The 23,921-nt window shown below is 64.6% G+C and carries 18 protein-coding genes and 1 pseudogene; 8 read left to right on the top strand and 11 right to left on the bottom strand.

Annotated features, from left to right (window positions below):
- Positions 1-90 precede the first annotated feature (90 nt).
- Positions 91-285: a hypothetical protein gene (locus ACIQ1T_RS02480; RefSeq protein WP_395942904.1), complete on the top strand. Its 195-nt coding sequence runs from the start codon at positions 91-93 to the stop codon at positions 283-285.
- A 292-nt stretch (positions 286-577) separates the two neighbouring features.
- Here the strand turns inward: ACIQ1T_RS02480 and ACIQ1T_RS02475 are convergent, their stop codons facing one another.
- Positions 578-1,459 carry an NmrA family NAD(P)-binding protein gene (locus ACIQ1T_RS02475; RefSeq protein ID WP_395942903.1) on the bottom strand — a complete coding sequence of 294 codons (882 nt, stop codon included), beginning with the start codon at positions 1,457-1,459 and terminating at the stop codon, positions 578-580.
- Between the two features lie 123 nt (positions 1,460-1,582).
- Here ACIQ1T_RS02475 and ACIQ1T_RS02470 point away from each other — a divergent pair, with 123 nt between their 5' ends.
- Positions 1,583-2,512 (top strand): AraC family transcriptional regulator, encoded by a 930-nt coding sequence (locus ACIQ1T_RS02470; RefSeq protein ID WP_395942902.1) that lies wholly within the window; start codon positions 1,583-1,585, stop codon positions 2,510-2,512.
- 281 nt (positions 2,513-2,793) lie between these two features.
- On the opposite strand, the gene ACIQ1T_RS02465 is transcribed toward ACIQ1T_RS02470, so the two are convergent.
- Together ACIQ1T_RS02465 and ligD are read right to left on the bottom strand one after the other, a co-directional pair.
- Positions 2,794-3,633, bottom strand: a complete 840-nt coding sequence (locus ACIQ1T_RS02465; RefSeq protein WP_395942901.1) for an exodeoxyribonuclease III — start codon at positions 3,631-3,633, stop codon at positions 2,794-2,796.
- 12 nt (positions 3,634-3,645) lie between these two features.
- Complete coding sequence (ligD, locus tag ACIQ1T_RS02460) at positions 3,646-6,327, bottom strand: DNA ligase D (RefSeq protein WP_395942900.1); 2,682 nt, start codon at positions 6,325-6,327, stop codon at positions 3,646-3,648.
- A 116-nt stretch (positions 6,328-6,443) separates the two neighbouring features.
- On the opposite strand from ligD, the gene ACIQ1T_RS02455 reads away from it, so the two are divergent.
- Together ACIQ1T_RS02455 and ACIQ1T_RS02450 are read left to right on the top strand one after the other, a co-directional pair.
- Positions 6,444-6,686 carry a DUF5961 family protein gene (locus ACIQ1T_RS02455; RefSeq protein ID WP_395942899.1) on the top strand — a complete coding sequence of 81 codons (243 nt, stop codon included), beginning with the start codon at positions 6,444-6,446 and terminating at the stop codon, positions 6,684-6,686.
- A gap of 70 nt (positions 6,687-6,756) precedes the next feature.
- Positions 6,757-7,662, top strand: a complete 906-nt coding sequence (locus tag ACIQ1T_RS02450) for a Ku protein (RefSeq protein ID WP_395942898.1) — start codon at positions 6,757-6,759, stop codon at positions 7,660-7,662.
- Between the two features lie 265 nt (positions 7,663-7,927).
- Here ACIQ1T_RS02450 and ACIQ1T_RS02445 read toward each other — a convergent pair whose 3' ends face one another.
- From ACIQ1T_RS02445 to ACIQ1T_RS02435, 3 genes are all read right to left on the bottom strand, one after another.
- On the bottom strand, positions 7,928-8,338 hold the full coding sequence (locus tag ACIQ1T_RS02445; RefSeq protein ID WP_395942897.1) for a BLUF domain-containing protein: 411 nt from the start codon (positions 8,336-8,338) through the stop codon (positions 7,928-7,930).
- Between the two features lie 550 nt (positions 8,339-8,888).
- Complete coding sequence (locus tag ACIQ1T_RS02440; protein WP_395942896.1) at positions 8,889-11,423, bottom strand: ABC transporter permease; 2,535 nt, start codon at positions 11,421-11,423, stop codon at positions 8,889-8,891.
- The gene (locus ACIQ1T_RS02435; RefSeq protein WP_395942895.1) at positions 11,420-12,112 is read right to left on the bottom strand and encodes an ABC transporter ATP-binding protein; all 693 of its coding nucleotides are present in this window, start codon (positions 12,110-12,112) and stop codon (positions 11,420-11,422) included. Before ACIQ1T_RS02435 ends, ACIQ1T_RS02440 begins: the two co-directional genes overlap by 4 nt.
- 45 nt (positions 12,113-12,157) lie before the next feature.
- Between ACIQ1T_RS02435 and ACIQ1T_RS02430 the strand changes: the two genes are divergently transcribed.
- On the top strand, positions 12,158-12,889 hold the full coding sequence (locus ACIQ1T_RS02430; protein WP_395942894.1) for an arylesterase: 732 nt from the start codon (positions 12,158-12,160) through the stop codon (positions 12,887-12,889).
- 251 nt (positions 12,890-13,140) lie between these two features.
- Positions 13,141-16,395, top strand: coding sequence for a DEAD/DEAH box helicase (locus ACIQ1T_RS02425; protein WP_395942893.1), 3,255 nt, complete (start codon positions 13,141-13,143; stop codon positions 16,393-16,395).
- Between the two features lie 99 nt (positions 16,396-16,494).
- On the opposite strand, the gene ACIQ1T_RS02420 is transcribed toward ACIQ1T_RS02425, so the two are convergent.
- The 3 genes and pseudogenes from ACIQ1T_RS02420 to ACIQ1T_RS02410 all read right to left on the bottom strand — a co-directional run.
- Positions 16,495-16,797 carry a hypothetical protein gene (locus ACIQ1T_RS02420; RefSeq protein WP_395942892.1) on the bottom strand — a complete coding sequence of 101 codons (303 nt, stop codon included), beginning with the start codon at positions 16,795-16,797 and terminating at the stop codon, positions 16,495-16,497.
- 91 nt (positions 16,798-16,888) lie between these two features.
- Positions 16,889-17,653, bottom strand: a complete 765-nt coding sequence (locus ACIQ1T_RS02415; RefSeq protein ID WP_395942891.1) for an alpha/beta hydrolase family protein — start codon at positions 17,651-17,653, stop codon at positions 16,889-16,891.
- 142 nt (positions 17,654-17,795) lie between these two features.
- A pseudogene (locus tag ACIQ1T_RS02410) lies at positions 17,796-18,752 on the bottom strand (DUF3182 family protein); the annotation flags it as partial.
- 355 nt (positions 18,753-19,107) lie between these two features.
- Here ACIQ1T_RS02410 and ACIQ1T_RS02405 point away from each other — a divergent pair.
- The gene (locus ACIQ1T_RS02405; RefSeq protein ID WP_395942890.1) at positions 19,108-20,094 is read left to right on the top strand and encodes an SDR family oxidoreductase; all 987 of its coding nucleotides are present in this window, start codon (positions 19,108-19,110) and stop codon (positions 20,092-20,094) included.
- 49 nt (positions 20,095-20,143) lie between these two features.
- Positions 20,144-20,779 carry a PRC-barrel domain containing protein gene (locus ACIQ1T_RS02400; RefSeq protein ID WP_395942889.1) on the top strand — a complete coding sequence of 212 codons (636 nt, stop codon included), beginning with the start codon at positions 20,144-20,146 and terminating at the stop codon, positions 20,777-20,779.
- Positions 20,780-21,092: 313 nt separating this feature from the next.
- On the opposite strand, the gene glgA is transcribed toward ACIQ1T_RS02400, so the two are convergent.
- Both glgA and glgC read right to left on the bottom strand, forming a co-directional pair.
- Entirely contained in the window at positions 21,093-22,562 is a 1,470-nt protein-coding gene (gene glgA, locus ACIQ1T_RS02395; RefSeq protein WP_395942888.1) for a glycogen synthase GlgA, read from the bottom strand.
- Positions 22,559-23,833, bottom strand: coding sequence for a glucose-1-phosphate adenylyltransferase (gene glgC / locus ACIQ1T_RS02390; RefSeq protein ID WP_395942887.1), 1,275 nt, complete (start codon positions 23,831-23,833; stop codon positions 22,559-22,561). Before glgC ends, glgA begins: the two co-directional genes overlap by 4 nt.
- Positions 23,834-23,921: the final 88 nt, after the last annotated feature.

The raw sequence follows: 23,921 nt of genomic DNA, 5'->3' as shown, positions 1-23,921 counted from the left end.
CGCGTTTGCGTTCGGCGGTGGACAGAGGAAACCTAGTGGGCGCTATGGCTTTTCGAGATGAGGGCGGAGACGACCGTCCGGAGATCAGTCATGAGCGCCTCGACGTCAAAGTCCGACTTGCACCAGCAAATGGATTCGTCGCGCGGCCTCGCGCAAGGCGGACTTGGCGGTGAAAGCGACCAGCTGCTCGAAGACGGGCAGCAAGAGGTCTTCGCTCGCGATGAGGTCGAACGCGGCGTGATTGAACACCACGCCCAAACTACGGTGTCGCCGTCCAACCCGTGATCAGAGCGCGCCGGGCCGCCTCTTGGCTAAGCATTGGGGCGACAAGGCATGGTTATGCCGCGTCCAGAGACGAGACCGCGCCTATTTGGGCGACTGAGATCGACATGGCTTCTCACGCCCCCTGTCGACCGACGCGAGGGTCGGCGCGCACGCATCTACTGAAAAGAACCGAAGTTCCCCACCCTCGAGCGCTTGGTGCTGCCGCTTGGGGTCGATCAGGTGCGATTGACGGCAGATGGGCGAAAGGTCGTATTACGTTCCGATCGGATCAGACCGACCGGACAGGGCGCATTCAGCCCGCCAACGCCGGTTTGATCTGCGCCTCGGCAAATTGGCGGAAGGTGGTCGGCGCCCTCAAATCGGCCCGGCGCTTGGCGAGGTTGTCGATCCCATCGTTCTTGGCGCGATACATGTCGACATAGGCTTGCGCAAAGGATTCGGTCGCGCCGCGATCGAGAAACTGCTGCTTGAACTGGCCCCAGCCGATCTGCTGGTAGCGGATTTCGCGCCCTGTCACCTCCGAGATAATCGCGGCTTGATCGTTGAACGACAGATCTTCGGGGCCGAGGAGCGCCAACTCTTCCTGCCCCGTCCAGCGATCGTCGAGCAGCACGCGCGCGGCCGCAGCCCCCATGTCGCGCGTCGCGGTGATGGGCAGGTTTTTGTCTGGGTCGATCGGACCGAAGAACAGGCCCTTGTCCTTCATCACGCCGATCTGCCTCGCAGTATTTTCCATGAACGACGGCATGGCGAGCCCGCGTAGCGCCGCTCCGCTGGACATCAGCAGGTCCACCATCCCGACTGATGCGCTGACGAGCCCGGCCATGTCCTGCCATCGCGTCCCACGCCCCAGCGCCGTGATGGTGACGACGCGACGGACGCCATGTTGGCGGATCGCGTCGACTGCGGGACGCGTGAAGTCGAGATAGGTCTCCTCAAGTGTCTGACTCGTGTCGGGCGGCGTGACCCAGAACATTGCGTCGGCTCCGTCCAGCGCCCGCGCCAGCACAGGAGCGTCGCCGTGCGACCCGGTTATGACGTCGACGGCCGCGCGAACATCTTCGGGCAACTTGTCGCCATCCCGCACGATCACCCGGACATCGGCATTGGCGGCGAGCAGGTCCGACACGACCTTCGATCCGATCTGGCCGGTGGGCGTGGTCACTACGATCATTTCTTGTCTCCAGCGCTGCGAGACCGGTCGTCGAGAACCGGGATGGCGGAGATATGAACGCGAGCCGGCACGTACTATCGTTTTCCGTCCCGAAAATCTTCGTGATCGTCCGTGAGGAAGAAGATGGATCCGCTGTCCGACGTGCTCTCTCTTTTGCGACCGTGTAGCCACATCACAGCCGGGCTGGATGCGGGAGGAGCCTGGGCGATCCGCTTCCAGGAGATGGGCGGCCGCATCAAATGCTATGTTGTGACGAACGGCGAATGCTGGTTGCGGGTCGATGGCGCAGGCGACGCCGTTCGCCTCGCCACCGGAGACTGTTTTGTTCTGGCGAGCGGCCGCCCGTTCACCCTCGCCGGCGACCTGGGCGCACCTGCTGCAACCCCGCAGGAGGTGTTTGGCGACACGGCAAGACACGGCGGGATCGCCATCTGGAATGGGGGCGGTGACGTGTTCCTGACGGGCAGTCGCTTCACCGTCGAGGGTCGCCATGCCGCGATGGTCCTGAGTGCGCTGCCGCCGGTCATCCACCTTCATGCGGCAAGCGATCGCACGGCGATGCGCTGGTCTATCGAGCGGATGACGGAGGAGTTGCGCGATGCCCGACCGGGCGCGACGATGATGGCGGAGCACCTGTCCCACATGATGCTGCTCCAGGCGCTTCGGCTTCAGCTGACACATGAGGGAGATCGGCCTGCCGGTTGGTTCGCCGGTCTGGCTGATCCCCAGATCGCCATGGCGCTCAGCGCGGTCCATGCCGCGCCGGCCAAGCGCTGGACGTTGGCGGCAGTGGCTTCGGAGGCCGGCATGTCCCGGTCGGTCTTTGCGAAAAGGTTTCGCGATCAGGTTGGCGAAGCACCGATCGCGTACCTGACCCGTTGGCGCATGCTTGTAGCGGGCGATCGGCTGACGCGGACCAGCGACACGCTTGCTCAGATCGCTCGCGGCCTGGGGTACGAATCCGAAAACGCCTTCAACACGGCCTTCAAGCGGACTATGGGGGTATCACCGCGCCGCTATGCAAAGGTCGGACCCGCCACATCGCATCGGTGAGAGCCGTCCCGTCAGGTGTCCTCGGCGGTTCATGGAGGAGGGCTCGCCCTGACTTCGGTCCAGACCAATGTGCGCCTCTATTTGTCGCAACTGCCGCAGATGATCCTTGAATGCCGGTTCGGCGCTGCCGATTTGATCAGCCGTCGGTCGCCTCTGCAGCGGGCGGCCGAAGACCACAACGACCTCCATGAGGAACGGGTGGTCACGGTTTGCCGGTCGCGATCCAGGGCGGTTTGTCGTCGACCGTTTCACGAACGCGGTGGAGGGCGCGTGGGAAGCGGTCAGGTGCGACGCGAGGCGCCAGCGGACCGTCGCGAAGGGGAGGAGACGGCCGGCTTTTTGCCGTGGCCTGTCTCAAGCTCGATCCATGCCGGGGCATGGTCGCTGGCGCCGTCAGCGCCGCGCACGTCGCGGCTCACGCCTGCGGCGACAAGGCGTGGCGCCAGATCCGGGCTGACCAGCAGATGGTCCAGACGCATTCCCTTGTCATTGGGCCAGCGGTGACGAAGATAACCCCAAAAGGTCCACAGCGGCCCATCCGGGTGGTGATGGCGAAGCCCATCGGTCCAGCCCTGGTCGAGCAGATGCTGAAACGCCGCGCGGGCCTCCGGCTGGAGCAGGGCGTTGTCCTGTTCGTGATGCCCCGGCCAGATGTCGGCCTCGGTCGGCGCCACATTAAAGTCGCCGGCGAGGACAGCGGGCACGCCCGCCTTCCGCAGTACAGCGGCGTGAGCAATCAGCCGCTCGAACCAGGCGAGCTTGTAATCGAACTTCGGACCCGGCCTCGGATTGCCGTTCGGCAAATAGAGGCTGGCGATCAGAACGCCCCGAACCGCCGCCTCGATGTAGCGGGACTGATCGTCGGAGGGGTCGCCCGGCAAGCGTCGCCGGGTGACGATCGGGGTCGAGCCCTTTGCCAGTATGGCGACGCCGTTCCAAGTCTTCTGACCCCGCCAGACGGCCCCGTACCCGGCGGCCTCGATCGCGGCGAGCGGGAAGGCGCGATCCTCTGCCTTGAGCTCCTGTAGACATACGATGTCCGGCTCAGCAATGCGGAGCCAGTCCAGCAGATTGGGCAGGCGGCGGTTGATGTTGTTGATGTTGAAGGTGGCGATACGCACCGGGCGCGACCCCTAGGCCTTGCCGAGGCGGGTGATCGCTCTGGTCAGGCGCCGCTCGCTATCGCAATAATCCTCCCAGGCGACGAGGTCCTCGATAAGCGCTGGCGTGGTGCGGACGGTAAATCGCGCGGGATCCAAACCTTTGCGAACCTGAGTCCACGTCAAAGGCATCGACACCGTCGCGCCAGGCCTTCCGCGCGGAGAGAGCGGCGCGACCGCCGTCGCCTTCCGGTCGTTGCGCAGATAATCGAGAAAAATTCGACCGTCGCGGTCCTTCTTGGCCATTGAGATCAGGTAGCGGTCTGGAGCCGCCTCGGCCATGCGCTTGCAGACGTCGCGGGCGAAGGCCTTGGCCGTCGGCCAATCGACGGTCTCCGATTTAAGGGGGGTGACGACGTGTAGCCCCTTGCCGCCGGTGGTCTTGCAGAAACTGACCAGGCCGAGCGTTTCGAGAAGGTCGCGGATCTCGCGCGCGCCCTCGACCACTCGGTCGAATTCGACGTCCGGCGCGGGATCTAGATCGAACACGAGACGGCCCGGCGTGTCCGGCGAGAATGGCTGGCAGTTCCAGGGATGAAGTTCGAGGGCCCCGGTCTGGGCGGCGGCGATCAGGGCCTCTGGCCTATCGAATTGGAGATAGGGTTTTCGGTCGCCGGAGACGTCGACCTCGGTGATCAGATTGGATTGGCCCTTGGACCCGTGTCGCTGGAAAAACTTCTGGTCGCCCGTTATGCCGTCCGGCATGCGGATCATCGAGCAGGGGCGTCCTTTGAGGTGTCGGAGCAGCCACGGCCCAACCGCCTCGTAGTATTGCGCGAGGTCACGCTTGCTCACAGGTCGATCATCCCCCGCGTCCGGCCAGAGCGCCTTATCGGCATGACTCAAGGTGACGCCCATGACGACCGCCGAACTTCGCGCGGGGACGGTATTCGCCTTCACCCTGACCGTGCCGGGGACGGCGCGGACGTGATCGGCCTGATCAGGCGCAGCGACGGCGGTGTCTGCTGGCGCAGGCGTGTCGGCCTCGACCTCGCGAGCAGGCTTGTCTTCTCGAAGGCCCTTGAACGAGGCTTGACGGATGGCGCCGTCGCCCGTGAACCCGGCGTACTGGATTTCCGCTACAAGTTCTGGCCGCACCCAATGTACGCCGGTGGCCTTGCGTGGGGCGCCCTTGTGTTTGAACGGACTGTCGTCCGTCTCGAGCGCGCGCAATCGCGGTATGATCCGCGCCACCACGTCGCGGCCGAACCCGGTGCCGATCCGGCCGACGTGAACGAGCTCTCCTTCGCGATAGACCCCCGCGATCAATGATCGGAAGGCGTCTCCGGTGGTCGTCCAGCCCGCGATCACCACCTCATGGCCCTGGCGGCATTTGGCCTTGGTCCAAGTTTCGCTTCGTCCTGAACGATAAGGCGCGTCCAGCCGCTTGGAGACAATGCCCTCCAGGTCCATGCGGCAGGCCGACAGCAGGACCGCGTCGCCGGCTGAAACGAAATGATCGACGTAGCGCAGGTTCGCGGGCGCAGGTTCGAGATGGGTTTGCAACCGCGTCTTGCGCTCGGCGAGGGGGAATGAACGCAGATCAGCGCGGCCCTCGAACATCTGGTCGAAGGCGAAATAGACCAGATCCTTCGTCGTGCCGTCCGAGATTGCGGCTTGCAGCGCTGCAAAGTTCGGGGCGCCCGTTGCATCAAGGGCGACTACTTCGCCGTCGATGATTCCATCGGCCAGACGAGCGCCGGCGGCGACGATCTCCGGAAACTTTGATGACCAGTCGAGGCCTTTGCGCGTGAGCAACTTGGCGTCTCCCGCTTGCACGCGTAGCTGCATGCGGTAGCCGTCGAACTTGATCTCGTGGGCCCACTCTTCGCCCGACGGCGGCTTGTCGACAGACTTCGTCAGCTGCGGCTCCACGAAGCGCGGCAGCGGGGAAGACGTCAGTCGAGGCCTTGACCTGGGGGGCGAACGCAAAGGCGTGTTGGCGGGGGCGGCTCGCCCGGTTCCGCTCTTGATGCTTGAGGGTGGCGTGGGATCGACGGTTTTGCTGCGCAACGCGAATTTGGGTCTGGTCGATTTTGTTGTCATGAAGGGCTTGGGAGGCTTTCCCATGCCCGCAGCGATCTCGGCCATGGTTCTCCCTGAGGCCACGGAGCGGTCCGCCTCGGTCGGCCCTTCGGCCTCGTCTAGTGCGCCTTCGTCGCGATGCTTGATCAGAAGCCAGGCGTTCTTCGGCTTTCCTGGCTTGGCCTTCAGGCGCACGATCACCCACGAGCCGTGCATCCGCTCGCCTTCCATCACGAACTTCAGTTCCCCCTTCGCCAGCGCCTGACCGATGTTTTCGAACCCCTTCTCGGGCGCCCAGTAGCCGCGGTCCCACAGCATCACGGTCCCGCCGCCGTATTGACCTTTTGGGATAGTCCCCTCGAAATCCCCATAGTCGAGCGGATGGTCCTCGACCTCCATCGCCATGCGGCGATCCTTCGGGTCGAGCGAGGGGCCTTTGGGCACGGCCCACGACCTGAACGTTCCCGCATACTCGAGCCGCAGGTCGAAATGAAGGTGGCTGGCGGCGTGCTTCTGGATGACGAAACGCAGCGCTTCAGATGGAACGATATTGGCCTTCTGGCCCGACGGTTCGGCCGTCTGGCTGAAATCCCGCATCTGCTGATATTTGGCGAGCTTTGGATCGGCCATCGACGTCTCCGCTATCGGTCCGAGATCAACGGCCATTCGCCCATCGCGATCCAGTTGCCGCAGGCGAGAATGAATCCTTTCTTCTTGCACGGCGTTCAGACGGTAGGAGAACCGCCATGACCGACACGACTGCCCCCGCTCGTCAGTTCAGCGTCCATGCCCGCGCGGTGGACCATCACCACGCCCGTCTCATTGAGGAAGCCTCGTTCGAGGCTGCGGCCGTCGCCTATGTGGAGGATTTCCATCCGCCCCTCGGCGACAGCGACGAAATCAGTGTGATCGTGCGCGAGCTGGGAACGGGGCACGAGCACTGTTTCATGATCGATCTTAGATCCGGCGACGCCGCGCCCTGCGCTTGACACGAACGAATCGGACCGAGGTTCGTTGAGTCGGCACAGGCGCTCGGAGCGGCGCCGCAGAGGAACCGACATGGCGTATCGTCCCAGCTGGCAAGGTCATCTGAAGCTCTCGCTCGTGACCTGCCCTGTCTCCCTGTTCACGGCGACAAATTCCGGCGGAGACGTTCATTTCAACCTGATCAATCCCGAGACCAATAATCGTATCAAGATGATCACCACCGACCCGGATACGGGGCCGGTGGAGCGGTCGTCTTTGGTGAAGGGGTACGAAGTGTCCAAGGGCGAGTACATTTTGCTTACCGACGAGGAGATTAAATCGGTTCGGCTTGAGAGCACCAAGACGATCGAGATCGAGCGGTTCGTTCCGGGCGACGAGATCGATCGGCTATACTGGGACAACCCCTATTATCTCGCGCCAGACGGCAAGATGGCGCAGGAGGCGTTCGGCGTCATCCGCACGGCGCTGGAGAAGTCCGGCCAGATCGCATTGGGCCGTGTAGTGATGGCGACGCGCGAGCGCATCCTCGCCTTGGAGCCGCGCGGAAAGGGCATCCTTGCCTACACGATCCGCTCGGACGCGGAAGTTCGCCAGCCCGACGAAATCTTCGCCGGGATAAGCGATGCGGAGGCGGACCCGGCGATGATTTCGATCGCCGAGCGGATCATCGAGCAGCAGGAGGGGCCGTTCGAGCCCAGCCAGTTCGTGGATCGGTATGAGGAGGCGCTGAAGGCCCTGATCGAAGACAAGAAGAAGGGACACAAGCCCGCTCGGGTGGAAGAACCTGACGACTCCAATGTCATCGACCTGATGGCGGCCCTACGCGCCAGCCTGAACGCCAAGGGCAAGGCCGGGGCGGCGCCCGCCAAGTCGTCAGGCAAGACGACCGCCAAGGGCAAGTCAGGGGCGAAGGGCAAGGGAGACGCTTCAACCCAGACCCGCAAGCCGACGAGAAGCCGCGTCAAGAAGGCGGGCTGACACCGCGTCGGGGCGCTCCCAACCGGTTATCGTACATGGCCTTAGGTCTGCGCGGGACAGATCACGACCGTCGATCAAATCCAACAACCCAAGGGTTCACGTCCGCACTATCGCCGACGAGCTTCATGCGCTTTTCAGTCGCAGCGAGGGCCCGGTGTTTTGGGTGAAACGGACAGCTTCACCGAAACCCCCTGCGTCTCTCGGCGGGGCTGTCGCGCTCGCCGAAGCAGCGACGCTTCATCTGGCCGTCGCGGCGGTCTGTGCGCTAGGCGCGTTGAGAACGAACCAAATCCAACATGGCTTGCGCCGCCTTGTCTGGGTCGCCCGGCGCGGCTCGGATCACTTCGTTCATCTGCGCCTCCTGATCCGGAGAGATCCGCGCGGCGACCATAGCCCAGTCTCCAAAACGTCGGATCCTGATCGGATGACGGCTTAGTATCCTCAACGCGCGGTGGCGCGGATCGGCCTCCAGGCGGTGCAAGGTACGATCCAGATCCTGGGCGGCGCCTTCGAGGACCTGAAGATAATGTCCGCTGCTGACCAGCAAGGCGCCGGTCAACCCGTCACGACGATTGTTGCGGTCGGACGCCGCGAGGATTTCGGCCAAGGTCAGAAGCGTGGGATCGGGTCGGACGGACTCGCTGACGTAAAGAATACTCTCGAGGTCCAGGCGCATGACGACTCCAATCCAAGGGTAAGCGTCAGCGTGCAAAGAAGATCCGGGTTCCCTTCGAGCCTTCAGTGACCGCCAACCAAGGGGGCAAAACCGTGATCGACCCGCCGCCTGTCCTGATCTGCCGTTTAGGTTGATGCGCCAGCGGGGCGGGAGGGGGCGGCGAAACCATAAGTCGGCCGGAGCGGCCGGTTCAGCTGCGTCAGCTAGCGGAAAACGCCGGCGAGAAGAAGCAGCACCACACCGCCTGCTGAAAGAAGCGCAACATCCTGCGCCAGCTGAGAGAGAAGCCTATGCAGACGCGACGGCCGCAGCGGCGACTTGGGTTCGCCCCAGTCCGTCGTCTCCGGTGATTTCCACATGGCTCACCCTCCGCCCTCGCATCAACGCTGAGGATAAGTTCACGGTTCCGACTGGCTTATGTTGTCCGAGCGTCGCCTCGTCCCGACACGCTCTGGTGCGCCGAGACCGGTGGATGGGTTCTTTCAGAGGCTGCCGTGTACTGGGGCGGAACAGAAGATGAGACCGATGGACGGCGCCTGGCCGCCAACGCTTACGAAGCGGTCGGACCACTCTCGCTTGATCTCAGCACCGGAGCCGGCCGGCGCGACAGGGCATGGATGGCGGCAACGGCGCCTCCGAGGGCGGCGACGCCTGTGGCGCCGGTCAGCAGCAGGATCAGGCCGGTCCAGTCGAAGCTCCAGGTCGCCTTGAAGACCAGGGTCACAATCGGCCAGGCGCCGGCCGCTCCGAGCAGCAGGCCGGCCATGCCGGCGATGGCGCCTACCAGACTGTATTCGACCAGATAGGCGCACAGGATCTGACGGTGGGATCCACCCAGGACCTTCAGGATCGCGGCCTCTCGGGCTCGCTCGCGCACGCCGGCGGCGATGGCGCCGACCAGGACCAAAAGACCCGCCAGCCCAGCGACAGCGGCGGCGCCTCTGATGGCTAAGGCCAGGCGATCAAAAAGGGTGGCCGCCGCTTCCAGCTGTTCGCGCACGCTGATGATGTTCACCTCGCGGAAGCCAGCGCCGAGGGTTTGGGTCAAGACGCGCTCCTCGGCGGGGGTCGCGCGGGCGATGGCGACGCTTCGCGGATTGGCGCCTTCGATGGCGGCGGCGTTGAGAACGATCAAGAAATTCGTGCCGAATCCCCCCGGTTCGGTCTTGCGCACGGCCGCGACGGCGACGTCCATCTCTCGCCCCAAGATCTGCAACGTCAGACTGTCTCCAACTCTCAAACCTGCGGCCTCGGCCAGGGTACGGGACACGGCGGCCTGCGGCGGGCCGGCGTAGTCTGAGGACCACCATCGGCCGGAAACAATGTTTGCATCGTCGGGCGCCCCGGCGAGCGCCGATAGAAGAATGTCCTGATCAAAGGCCCAGCGCTCGCCTCGGGGCAGGGCTTCCAGGTCCACGGGCTCGCCCTTGAGCCGGATGATCCGCCCGGTCAGGAGCGGCGCGCGTCTGTAGCGGTCCGGACCTGGCGCACCCATGATCCGCGCGACGGCTGCGTCGAAGCCTGAGCCGCGGTCTGCCGGAATTTCGGTGAAAACGACCGACGGGGCCGAGCGGGGTGCGACCTCGGTGATTTGACCCAGAAGGCTGGACTGGACCAGTACGACCAACGCCAGCAAGGCGACGCCCAGGCCGATGGCGGGAGAGGCTGACCGTGCGGCCGAGCGCGGCCCAGCGAGATTGGCCAACCCGAGACGAGCGGCCCCCCGGACATGGCGTCTCAAGCGTCCGGCCAGGGCGGCGGCGAGCCGTCCGAGGGCCCATAGCAGGCCGAAGGCGATCACGGTTCCGACAATCAGTCCGCCCGCCGCAGGCTTCGACGGCGCGGTCCAAATCGCCAGGCCGGCCAAGGCGGCCGCAGCCAGTATGGCGAAGGCCAGTTCGACGCCCCAGGCGGGGCGGTCGCTGAGCTGGCGGCGGAAGAGAGAGGAGGGCGGGGTTGCACGTGCGCGCGCCAAGGGCGCTAATGCGAAGGCGGCGGCGGCGAGAAGGCCGAACGCGCCAGCCTTCATCAGCGGGCTCGGGTAGACGGCGAACAATGCCGGCACGGGCAGGCTGTCCTTGGCGATCAGCCCGATAATGAGCGGCGTGACAGCGCCGATCGCCAAGCCGATGCAGACTCCGGCTATGGCCAGGGCGCCGATCTGGATCAGATAGATGTCGCGGATCAAGTTGGCTTCAGCGCCCATGGCCTTCAGGGTGGCGATGGAGGGCTTACGGCCTTCCAGATAGGCCGAGACGGCGCCGCCGACGCCGAGCCCGCCTGCGACGAGTGACGCCAGGCCAATGAAGCCGAGGAAATAGTCCAGCTGATCAATCAGCCGGCTGGCGCCGGCGGCCGCCTCTGACCGGTCTCGGGCTTCCAGCCGTGCTTGCGGAAACCGTTTTTCGATCCCTGCGATGGCCGATTTTGGATCCGACGGAGACTCGAGCGTGATACGGACGGCCTCGCCGAACAGGCCGCCGGGCTCAAGCAGACCGGCTTGTTCGACGGCGGCGACCGAAGTGATCACCCTCGGTCCGAGGGCGAATCCCCGGCCCAGACGGTCCGGCTCGCTAACCAGGATGGCGCGAATGACCAGTTGGGCTGAACCGACGGTGAAGACGTCGCCGATCTTGAGATTCAATCGGTCCATCAAGGTCCGCTCGACGGCTGCGCCGAACAGGCCGTTGTCGATACTCATCGCAATCTCGAGGTTGGACGCGCCCGACAGTTCGACTGCACCCACCAACGGATAGGCGGCGTCGACGCCGCGCATGTCCACCAGACGGCGCTGACCGGTTCGGGTCTCGGCCATGCCGTTAGCGCGAACCGTATAGGACGCGGCTCCAAGATCGCCGAAGGCGGCCCGCTGCTCGGGGCTGAACCGGGCTTGATCTAGGCTGAACACGACGTCGCCGCCCAAGATCTCGCGCGCCTGACTCGCCAGACCCTGGCGGAAGGCTTCAGCGGTCGAGCCGGAGGCCGCTATGGCGGCGACGCCAAGCGCCAGACACGCCAGGAAGATGCGGAAGCCGGCGACACCCGATTTCAGCTCCCGACCGGCGAAACGCAGTGCGAGTTTCATGCGACGGCCTGCGGAGCGTCGACGACCCGGCCATCTCGCATCGTCACGATACGGTCGGCGCGCGCGGCCAGTCGATCATCGTGGGTGACAAGGACCAGAGCCGCACCACTGTCCCGCACGAGATCAAACAGCAGATCGGCGACCAGGGCGCCATTGGCGCTGTCCAGATTCCCCGTGGGTTCATCGGCGAACAGAAGTTCGGGTCCGATGGCGAGGGCGCGGGCCAGAGCCACGCGCTGTTGTTCGCCTCCCGACATCTGGTGCGGATAATGCGATCGACGCGGCCCCAGACCGACCCGATCGAGCCAGACCCGCGCCTCGGCAAGGGCGCCTGGGCGGCAAGCCAACTCCATAGGGGCGCAAACATTCTCCTCTGCGGTCATATTGGGCAGCAGGTGAAAGCTCTGAAACACAAGGGCCGCGCGCCCGCGGCGCAGTCGGGCGCGGCCGTCCTCTCCCAAGGTCGCCAGATCCCGGCCGAAGAGGATTGCGCGCCCACCGGTCGGGGTTTCAAGACCTGCGGCGATCGAGATGAGCGATGATTTGCCCGAGCCGGAAGGGCCCGCAATGGCGATCGTCTCTCCAGGCGCGACCGTCAGATCCACGCATTTCAGAATTTCGACCGGTCCCGCTGAAGACGGCAGGGTGAGAACGACGCCTTCGAGGATAAGCGGGGCGGCTGGGGCCATCGTTATTTCGCTCGCTGGATTGGGAGGAGGGGACGAGGCTCCTATATGGGCCTGAACGCCATGACGCCAAAACCAAGCTCTTCCCTGATCGACCTTCGTCGCCGCGCTGTCCTGACTGGCGGGGTCGGGTTCGTGCTGGCGAGTTGCAGTCCGTCGGACAACGAACCGGCAGACAATAAGTCGAGCGCGCCCGGTGATCCTCAGGCGTCGGCCTCGCCGGAGAGGATCGTCACCTTGCTGGGCGATTCCATCACCGCAGGATACGGGCTGCCGTCGTCTCAGGCTTTGCCGGTGAAGCTGGAAGAGGCGCTGGAAGCCGCCGGTCTGGCCGTTCGTGTTCGGGGCGCGGGCGTGTCAGGCGACACGACCGGCGGCGGGCTCGCCCGTCTGGACCATAGCGTTCAGGACGACACCGACCTCTGCATCGTCGCTCTCGGTGGAAATGACATGCTGCAGGGTGTCGAACCAGCGGTCGTGCGCGCCAATCTTCAAGCCATTATTTCGGGATTGAAGGCGCGCGGTATTCCGGTTCTGCTCGCTGGAATGAGGGCGCCCGCGCAGTACGGCTCCTACGCCGCCGAGTTTGATCGCGTCTTCACTGATCTGGCGCGCCAGGATGACATTCCCGCCTATCCCTTCCTGCTTGAAGGCGTGGCTCTGGATCGACGCTACAATCAGCCTGACGGCATTCATCCCAATGCCGAGGGGGTGCGGATCATCGCCGCCGGCCTCGCGCCAGTGGTGGCCGAGGCCTTATCCACAACGAAGCCGGGTTGAACCGCTGGCGGCGAGCGAGCGCCTGCGGAGAGACTCGTTCGACATCGGGCCGGCGTCCGGTTCGCTGATTGCTGTGGCTCGCCGTTCGCCTTCTACGGAGAGCGTCGACGACCCGTCAGACCGCAACCGGTCGTGTCGGGATTGGGGCGTCTGGGTTTCCCGATCCTGCCGGGTGCGTGATCACGCTGGTATTTTCAAACCTAGGGATCAAACCGCGCCCACTCTTGTTTTACCGCTCCCGGGAGGACGAGATGGCCGCGGACGAGAAAGACAAGCTTCCTGACGACGGCGGGCTGGCGCCTGGTCCGCTGCCATCGCCGACAGACCGCGATGACCGCTTGCCCGCATCCGCGTTCGCCTATGAACTGTTGGGGCGCGCGCCGGACGCCCCCCTTATTCTAGCCGTCGCCGCCGGCGAGCGGAGGGCCGAAGAAACGGCGCGCGCGCTGCGCGCTTTGGCAGGCGAGACGGCCGAGGTTCTGCATCTTCCCGCTTGGGACAGTCTGCCCTATGATCGAGCGCCGCCGTCACGCGAGCGTATGGGGCAGCGCATGGCGGTGCTGCAGTCGCTGTCGAGGCCTGTCAAAACGCCTCGGATCATCGTCGCGTCTCCAGCGGCGATTGCTCAAAGGGTATCCGCGACCCCGCCATCCGGGCCGCTCGTGATTACGGTTGGGCAAAAAATCGATCGCGACGAGTTCCGACTGGATTGCATCGCGATCGGCTATGTCGAAGACGAACGGGTCGATGAGCCCGGGGAGGTCTCTATACTGGGCGAGGTTGTGGATGTGTTTCCGGCCGCCGCCGCCTTTCCTGTCAGGCTCGATCTCGACGACAAGGACCGGGTCCTCTCTATCCGGGCCTATGATCCGGCGACCCAGAGAAGCCTCGCCCCTGTCGAGGCCGTTGAGATCGGCGCGGCGGTCGAGCATCTGGAGAGGGTGGAACAGGCCGACGGAGGGGCAGACGCCACACGCTTCTGGCCGACCGACGATACGCCCCTCCAGACCCTGTTTGCGATCTGTAGCCGCGCGCGCGTGTTAATTGAGGCGGACGTTGCTGGACGATGCAGCGATTTCTTGGAACTCGTGGCGGACGCCGCTCAGGCGACCCGCCACTTCCGCGACGGCGACCGACCCGCGGTGGACCGACTGTATCTGACGCCCGTCGAGCTCGATGCGGCCTTTGCGTCGGCTGAAACCCTGGAAACCAGGCTCCAGCCCGTCCCAAGCTTCGCCTCTGATGCTCGTCCGGCGACGGCGCTGCGGGACTTTGTCGAGGCGAAGCGGGAGACGGGCGCCCGGATCGTTATCGCTGGCCTCGACCACGAACTAAAACTGCTCCGCCGTCGGCTGAGGTCCGCTTTAGGAGACGTCTACCTATCTCTCGACAGTCTGAGCCGTCCGCCGACCGAGCCGGGAGCCTATTGCCTCCTCGGGGATCTCGATGGGGGATTTCGGGATCTGGAGAGCGGACTCATAGTTCTGACCCCGACGGACGTCGTTGGTGGGCGGATCGCCGAGGGGACAGCGTCGACGCTCGATCTGCTCGGCGATGACGCGGCCCGGATCGGCGACGTCGTCATCCACGAGGATCATGGCCTCGGCGTCGTTGAGGCGCTGGAGACGGTTTCCACGGACGGACAGGACCGCGATGTGCTGAAATTGCGCTATCACGGTGACGCCACGCTGATGGCGCCTGTCGAGGACCTGCCTCGGATCTGGCGGTATGGTTCGGAACCCCAAGGCGTGACATTGGACAGGCTGAACGGGACGACCTGGCCGCGCCGACGCGCCGAAGTCAGCGCCGAAATCGACGCCGCAGCAAAACGCCTCGCCGCTGACGCCCTTGCCCGAGCGGCGCGCCGCACCGACCCGCTTGTGGCGCCCGCAGCGGCGTTCAAACGGATCGCGGCGCGTTTTCCCTATCCCGAAACCCGCGATCAGATCGCGGCGATCGAGGCTGTTCTCGCCGATCTGAAATCCGGGCGCCCGATGAACCGGCTGGTCTGCGGCGATGTCGGCTTCGGTAAGACGGAAGTCGCCCTGCGCGCCGCGGCGGCGGTCGCGCTCTGCGAACGACAGGTTTTGGTCATCGCCCCGACGACCGTGCTGGCCCGACAGCATTACGAGAGCTTCCGTCGCCGGTGCGAGGGCTCGCCGATTTCCGTCGCTCATCTCTCGCGTCTGGTCGACAGCGGGGAAGCTCGATCGGTGAGGGAAGGGCTGGCTGAGCGGGTGATCGACATCGTTGTCGGAACCCAGGCTCTGGCCCAAGACCTGACTCTTGCCGCCCCGGGTCTCGTCATAATCGACGAAGAGCACAGATTCGGCGCATCGCTGAAGGAAAGCCTTGGGCAGGCGGCGCCCCACGTCCTCTCGTTGACGGCGACGCCCATCCCCCGAACCCTGCAGAGCGCCATGGTGGGGCTGCAGGACGTCAGCGTGATTGCGACGCCGCCGGCTCGGCGGCGGCCCATCCGTACGGTGATCGCGCCGTTCGACGCCGCAGCCGTCAGGGCGGCGCTTTTGCGGGAGAAGGCGCGTGGCGGGCAGAGCTTCCTGGTGGTTCCCCGCATCAGCGATATTGCGCCGATGGAGCAGGCTCTTGCAGAGATCGCGCCAGAGTTGACTACGGTGGTGGTTCACGGACGGAGGTCCGCCGAGCAGGTGGACGATGCTGTGGTCGCCTTCGCCGAAGGGATCGGCGACGTGATGTTGGCCACCAATATCATCGAAAACGGCCTGGATGTCCCCCGCGCAAACACTATGCTGATCTACCGTCCCGATCGGTTCGGTCTGGCTCAACTTCACCAGCTGCGAGGCCGCGTCGGCCGCGGGCGGCGCCAGGGCGTCGCCCACCTTCTGACCGAACCAGACGACGGGATCGCGGAGGACACGCTCGCGCGGTTGCGAGCGCTCGAGCAATTTGATCGACTGGGCGCAGGCTTCGCCTTGAGCGTGCGCGATCTCGATCTGCGCGGGGGGGGCGACCTTATCGGCGAGGCCCAGGCGGGACATGTGAAGTTGATTGGCGCTGGGCTTTATCAAACCGTACTGGCGCGCGCCTTAGGGGCGGCGCGCGGAGATGTGGCCGAGAGGGGCCCGCCTGAACTCAGTCTTCCAGGGGGCGCGATCCCGCCCGACTATGTGACCGATGCCAACGCACGCATCAGTCTCTATACCCGGTTTTTCCGAGCCGAAGACATTGAGACCGTGGAGCGCCTCGCGCAGGAGATGGAAGATCGGTTTGGCTCCCCGCCTCCGCAAGTGCTCCGAATGTGCGCTCACGCGAGGCTGCGAGTTCTTGCGGCCTGGTTGGGGGTTCGACAGATCGTCGCTGGGCCCAAGGCGACCGCCCTGACCTTCGGTGAGGTTGATCTGCCGGCTATCGACCCGGCTCGCGTGAACGGCCGTTGGTCGGAGGGGCGACTGATCGTCGATTGCGACCAAGAACCCCATGAGCTGGCCCAGATCGAAACCATGGTCGAGACGCTCGGGGCCTAGGCAGGCGCTAGCCTCTGCAACATCGCGGGATGCGAGCGCCTTCTCCAGGGGGCCTGCGACAACCACCGACGAGACGGCGTCAAAGCTTCCGTTCGTCCTTCAGGGCGTGAACTGAATCGTCCGCGCGAACTGGATGTCAGCGGCGCCCGGCGCGACGGTCGACTCTTCCATCAAAGCGATGGCCGCCTCAGCGAAACCGAGGCCGGGATGGGTTTCCCCGAGGACCTTGCAACTATCGATCTGACCATCCGCGCGCGCCGTGCACTCGAGCGTCACGGCGACGCTCGTTAAAGCGTGAGTCGGCGCCTGGGGGGCGATCAGGTGAGCCGGACCGGCCTTGACCTCCGCCGCCCTTACTGGCGCGACGAAAAGCAGTGCAACTGCGATGAAAGTGGTCAGCATGGAAGAACCCTGTTTTCTCCACAATGAATGATTTGGAGGAGAGTTCCTATTCCATTGGAGCGCTGGACGGCTGCGCAGGCGAGGCCGGTGTTCATGCCTGATGAGATTGCTTGTTGGGTTCGGCCCGGCGGGCGCCGCGCACCATCTCGCTGACCCAGGTCACCAGAAGATCGTGATAGCTCTTGCGTACGGCTTCGTCGCGCAGGGCGTGATCTCCGCCTTTGATGATCCGATAGCTCAACGAATTCGCCGATGTGAAGGCAGCGATGAAGGAGGCGATCGTAGGATGGGGGACGACCGTGTCGTATTCGCTTTCGACAATCAGGACGTCGCCCTTGAACTTGGCGCAGGCCTCGAGCGAGCGGTTCTTGCGGAAGCCTCGAAACCGGTTGCGAAACTGGGCGATCTTCTTTCGGTCCAGCAAGGCTTTCGGCGTCTTCCACTCGGTATCGGGGTAGAGCGCTGGCACCCGCAGGGCAAGCCAGTGAACCGGTCGTTGCGCAGTCAGAAGCGTCGCTAGATAGCCGCCGTAACTGGCGCCGACGACGGCGATGGCGTTCTTGTCGACCATGGGTTGGCTCGCCAGGAAATCATAGGCGGCCAAAACATCGGCCAGCCCGTCATCCCGGGCGACCGCCATCCGCTGCGGTTCCGTCTTCGCATGCCCCCGGAGATCGAAAGTGAAGCAGACGCAGCCCATCTGGGCGATGTCTTCGGCACGCCGCATGTCCTGTTCCTGAGAACCGCCCCAGCCATGAACGAACAGGACGCCCGGGATGAGGCGCGCCGGGGTCAGAATCGTGCCCTCGAGGATGGCGTCGCCAACCTCGAGGTTCAGTCGATTGGATGCCGTCACGGTCTCAGGTCCGCATATTTGGTGAGCGGGCCGGCGACCGGGTCGACGCCCTGGAAGTAGAGGGTCGCTCCCTCGGGCACAGGGAAGCCTTCATCCGGGACCTCCATGGTGAAACTCCGCACAATTCTGGGCCGCCGTCTCGACGAAAGGCCTCGAGCGCAGCGATCTCGGCCCCGCTCGCCCCGCCAACACGCCAGGATTGCTCCAGGACCCCCGCGCGCCTGTGGCCCCGCGCGTCTGTTCCGACGATGACGTCGTAGTTTCGCCGCGACGCAAATAGCCCCGGATAGGCCGCAAAGGTCGCGGCGTCGTATCGGCGGGCCATTTCGATCGCCGCTCTCGCCTTGGGCGGAAGATCAAACGCGAGAAGGGCGTCGTAATCACCCTGCGCCACCTCGAGGTCGGAACCCGCGTAAGCCTCCCCGCCGTTGGGCGCTTGCACGAAACGCTGAAGACCCCAGTAGGCGATCCTGTGTGGACCCAAGACTGTTGTTCCAACGCTGAAGGTTTCAACCTCGCTCAGATTTTCTTCCAGAACCACGCCGTGAGATGAAATCTCATCGGCATCGTGCGCATCCAAGGCGCTTTGGAGCGCTGCATAATCGGAAGCCACCGTCTGTCCACGCCCGCCAGTGGCGCGCACGGTCTTGACACGGACGGGACCCGTCTCGAGCTAGCTCGATCCGGCTTCGCGAGCGTCGCTGGCGCTGAAGGCGGAAAATCCTCCCAAAACCGCATCGCCCAAGGTCCGGGCCAATCTGCGGTTCCAACCGTCTGGCGCGATCGCGTCGTCAACCACCAGGCCATGAGAGATCGCCTTGGTTGCGACGTGGGGGAGGGGAGCTGCGCCCCCCCAAAAGTCATCTTCTCCATGGATGCCGAGGGCAGAGGCGTCTTCCGCCGAAAGCGTATCGGCGGGCACCAGAAAAAGCGGATCAGTGTGACTGGGGGCAGCAGCTCCAATGAACGGCAGGTCAAGCAAGTCCGCGACGCCTCGCGCCAGACGGTCGCGCGTTTCGCGATCATGGAGATTGGAAAGGAGGTCGCCGCCGCCAAGATAGGTGGCGACGGCATGAGGGCGAACCGAGGAGCTTTGCATCTTGGGCTCGGGCTGCGCGGCGTGGCCGCTAAGTCTCATTTGCCAATCCTCGAGCTTAAAAAAAGGCTGCAAGGCTCCGTCAGCGCGAGTTCTCGTGCTTACGAGTTAATCGCCACGCCTTCCGGGCGGGGGCGATGGTCGGCTCAGGGTGAAGCGCCTGCGGCCGTCATAGTGTTTTACCTGCGTATGAGAATGGACCGTGGCCCCCAGGTCGATGCTCGAGCCTGCGCTCTCCTGTCTGGCCCTCGGGGCTGATCGTGTCGGGATTTCAATCTTTTGCCTGATGACGGCGACCTCGCGATCAGGAACCGAACGAGGGCCCGTCCTTTGGATAGGTGACACCGAGGAGAGACGTTTGAAAACTGCAGTCATTACCGGCGCCAGCGCCGGCATCGGCCTGGCCACAGCCGACCGGTTCGCCCGGGAGGGTTGGCAGGTCGCGATCCTGGCGCGTGATCCCGAGAGATTGGAGGCGGCGCGATCTCAGATCGCGCGTCATGGCGGGGAGGTTCTGGCCGTGCCGACGGACGTCTCAGATGCGGAGGCGGTCGATGACGCCGCCGACAAGATCTTCGCGCAATTCGGCGCAATCGATGTCTGGGTCAATAACGCGATGTCGACGGTGGTGGGTGATGCACTTCAAATCACGCCGCAAGAATACGAGCGGGTCACCGCCAGCACCTATCTTTCGACGGTGTACGGCACGCGGGCGGCCTTGCGCCATATGCGCGGACAAGGGCGAGGCGCCGTCGTTCAGATATCGTCCATGCTCGCAATCCAGCCGGCGCCTCTGCAGGCCGCCTACTGCGGCGCAAAGTCTGCGGTCGGTGGTTTCACGCGTTCGGTGCGCGGGGAGCTGACGGCGGAGAAGTCGCCGATCACCCTCAGCCTGGTCTATCTGCCGGGCGTCGATACGCCCCAGTCCGGCTGGTCACGCAATCATACGGGTCGCGCGCAAATCATCCCCGATCCCCTATTCCACCCCGATCTCTGCGCTAAGGCGGTGTTTTCGGCGGTCGCCAACCGGCATCCCGAGGTCTGGGTGGGGCGTTCGACCATTTTGATGGCCCTGGTGCATGCGATCGCACCGTGGCTGACTGCGCGCCTCTCCGCTGATCCCGAGCAGCAGCTGGGCGGTCCCGAACCGCGACGCCTCGGCAATCTGGAGCAACCAGCCCCCGGTCCTGCGCGCGTCCAAGGCGACGGTGCAGATCGCGTCGTGAAAACCGGTCGCGAGTTCATGTCCACACGACAGAGGCGTCTTATCGAAACAGCCTCGGTCGTCGGCCTGACGGGCTTGAGCGCATTCTTGGGCTACGCCCTGGCGCGCCGTCGCAACTGACAATCGCGACTAAACGGCCGGGCCTGACGGTTGGTGGTGGAGGTGGTCGATGGAAAGTCTCGCAGGCTGGTTGGCGCCCGTCGCAACGGCGATCGCCGCCGTCATGACTGCGTCCAATCTAGGGCCGCGAATGACGGGCTGGGGGTTTGTCGTGTTCGTCTTCGGATCGATCAGCTGGTGTGCGGTCGCCCTCGCCACGGATCAATCGAACCTCCTCTGGGCCAATGGTTTCCTGACCCTGGTCAATCTCATAGGCGTCTGGAGGTGGTTGGGGCGGCAGGCGCGCTATGCGCGAGGCGGAGCCCTGGCTCGTGCGCGGAGCGCCGACGCGGCCACGCCAACCCTCGCGCCCCTCAGCGGTCTGGTGGGCGCGGCCGTCGTTGGGTCGGATGGGAAGGCGTTTGGCCAGGTCGTCGAAGCCATGGTGAGATGCGATACATTGCAGCCGGACTATCTGGTGGTGAGCATCGGCGGCGTGGCCGGTGTCGGCGAGACTCTCCACGCCTTGGGCGACGCCGAGTTCGACTATGCGCAAGGCCAGGTGCGATCCCGTCTGTCCCGCGTTGCACTGGAGCGGCGGCGAGCCCTTACTGCGGGCGATTGGCCGATGCAGCTGCGCGATGCGCTCGGCGAATCCCCCCAATCTCGGTCTCTGCGATTCGATCGCCGTCTTCGCGCCCCATGAGGCGATCCGCGTCGGGCCCGGAACATCTCGCCAAGGGGCGACTTTTCAGAGTCAGACGACAGCAGGTCGGAAATAGACGATGGGTGAGACGGTAACGGCGGCCTCCAAGACGCGACGGGACGATTAATTGGCGGTCGCGCGGCTTGTCCAGGAACATGGACAGGAGCGAACCCACATTCTCGTGGCGCCCCAAGGTCGCGAGAAATCAGCCGGCGTCGCGTGGGCGGGGGAAAATCTGCAAGTCAGGAGCCCTCTCGCCCGAAGCGCGAGACGGATGTCCGATAAGCTACACCTCGCCTGACGCGCCGGCGGCTCAAACTGAGGGGGGCTTTCCGGACGACCTGGCTTTGGCTCGGGTGTCGCGATAGAGGGCGGCGTATCGGCGGGCCGATGCGGTCCAAGACACATCCGTGTTCATGCCGTTGCGCTGCAACGCCGACCAGATTGATTTGTCTCGATAGAGCCGAATAGTGCGCCGTAGAGCTTCGTCGAAAGACACTTGGTCGATCGGGGCGAACTGCACCCCTGTCGCCACCCCGGACGCGATCGCCATCGGATTGGCGTCAATCACCGTGTCCGCCAAACCGCCGGTGCGGGCCACAACGGGGACCGCGCCATAGCGTAACGCGCTGAGTTGGGTGAGCCCGCAGGGCTCGAAGCGCGAGGGGACGAGCAGGGCGTCGGCGCCAGCCTGGATCTGGTGGCCGAGAACCTCGTCATAGCCGATCACGCAGCCGATGCGGCTGGGCGCCACGCCGGAGGTCGCCGCGAAGCCGGCCTCAAGCTGGGCGTCGCCGGAGCCGACAAGCACCAACTGCGCGCCCATTTCCAGCAGCATCGGCAAGGCGGCCAGCAGGAGATCGAGGCCCTTTTGTCCCGTGAGCCGACTGACGACGCCGAAAAGGGGAGCGTCGGGTTTGATCTCAAGCCCGAAGCGGGCCTGGAGCGCGGCCTTGTTCGCGGCGCGTCCCGACAATCTTCCCGCCGAGTAGGGTTTGGTGATCAAGGGGTCGCTGAGCGGGTCCCATACGGTCGTGTCCAGCCCGTTGAGAATGCCGACCAAAGCCTCTCCGCGCGCCTTGAGCAGTCCGCCCAAACCCATGCCGCCCGCGTCGCTAGCGATTTCCGCGGCGTAGGTGGGAGAGACGGTCGTGACGCGGTCGGCCATGAGTATGCCGGCTTTCAGCATGCCGATGTCGCCGAAATATTCGACACCGTCGATCGTAAAGGCATGATCCGGGAGGCCCATGGCGCTCAGCTGCTCGCGCGGGAAACGACCCTGGAAGGCGAGGTTGTGGATTGTCAGGACAAAGGGCGGTCCGGAGGCGTCGTCGTAACGAAGATAGGCCGGAACCAGCCCCGCCTGCCAATCATGGCCATGGATCAGGCTGGGCTTGTAGCCCCGCACCTTGCCCAGGCCGATGTCTGCTGCGGCGCGCGCCAAGGCGGCGAAGCGAAGCCCGTTGTCGGGCCAGTCGACGCCGGCGGCGTTTAGATAGGGGTTGCCCTCGCGATCGTAGAGGTGCGAAGCCTCGAGGGCGAACACGTCGAGTCCCCCGGCTCGGCCGGACAGAAGGCGCGCGGGTCCGCCCATCAAGTCGCCGTAGGTGAGAGCTTCGACAGCGTCTTCGAGCGCCGCCAACACCCCAGGATAACCTGGGACCAGTGTGCGCATCTCAATCTTCTCTGCGACGAGAGCGGCAGGCAGGGCGCCGGCGACATCGGCGAGACCGCCCGTCTTCACGAGCGGGAACACCTCGGCGGTGACGGAAAGGACTTTCATCGCGTCATACCCAGAGCGTCGATCATAGGTTGGGTGATCAGGCAGACGCCTTCTTCCGACCGGCGGAAACGGCGGCTGTCCTCTGCAATGTTCTCGCCGACGATCAGTCCCTCGGGAATACGCACGCCGCGATCGATGACGACATTGGTGAGCCGGGCGTTACGACCAATCTCGACCCGCGGCAGGATCACGGCGTTGCTGATCGCGGAGTAGCTGTTGATCCGCACGCCCGTGAACAGCAGGGAGCGGTACAGTTCCGCGCCCGAGATCACGCAATCGCCTGACACGAGAGATGAGACCGCCATACCGCGGCGACCGTCGCGGTCGTGGACGAATTTGGCGGGCGCAGTCATCTCCGTATAGGTCCAGATCGGCCACTCCCGATCGTAGAGGTCCAGGTCTGGCGTGGTGCGGGTGAGGTCCAGGTTGGCCTCGAAATAGGCGTCGAGCGTGCCGACATCCCGCCAATAGGGTTCGCCCTGTTCGCCGGAGCGCACAGCCGAGCGGCTGAAATGGTGGGCGTAGGCCCGACCCTGCGAAACGAGCTTGGGAATGATGTCCTTGCCGAAGTCATGTGAGGACAAGGGATCGGCGGCGTCTTCGATGAGCCGCTCGAACAGAAACTCGGTGTTGAAGATATAGATGCCCATGCTCACCAGGGCGACGTCGGGCTTGCCGGGCATGGCAGGCGGATCCGCAGGCTTTTCGAGGAAGTCCACGATCCGGTCTGCGTCGTCGATATGCATGACGCCGAAGGCCGAGGCCTCGCTGCGCGGCGCCTCGACGCAGCCGACGGTAACGTCCGCGCCATTATCGCAATGCTCCTCGAGCATCACGGCGTAGTCCTGTTTGTAGACGTGGTCTCCCGCCAGGATGATGATGTATTTTGGGGCGTAGCTGCGGATGATGTGGATGTTCTGGAACACGGCGTCCGCCGTGCCCTGATACCAGTTGGCCTCGGACACGCGTTGGCTCGCCGGCAGGATGTCGAGACTTTCGTTGCGTTCAGGCCGAAAGAAGGTCCAGCCATACTGCAGATGTTTGATCAGGCTATGCGCCTTATACTGTGTCGCGACCCCGATCCGGCGGATGCCCGAGTTCACAGCGTTCGACATAGCGAAATCGATGATCCGGGTCTTGCCGCCGAAGAAGACCGCCGGTTTGGCGCGTCGATCGGTCAACTCCAGCAAACGGCTGCCGCGTCCCCCCGCCAGGACAAAGGCCATGGCCTGACGCGTGATCAGGCCGCGGAGGGTGGCGCTGGGTGCCATGTCGATTGAGTTCTCCCTGAGGCTCGGAAAACCGTCGATTCCGGCTAAGGTTCCCTAGAACCGGAACCGCTCGCGAAGATTGTTGTTG

Source organism: Brevundimonas sp. (genome assembly GCF_044336875.1).
Taxonomy (GTDB): Bacteria; Pseudomonadota; Alphaproteobacteria; order Caulobacterales; family Caulobacteraceae; genus Brevundimonas.
The sequence above is the reverse complement of the archived record's forward strand: the minus strand, read 5'-3'. Positions and strand labels throughout refer to the sequence as shown.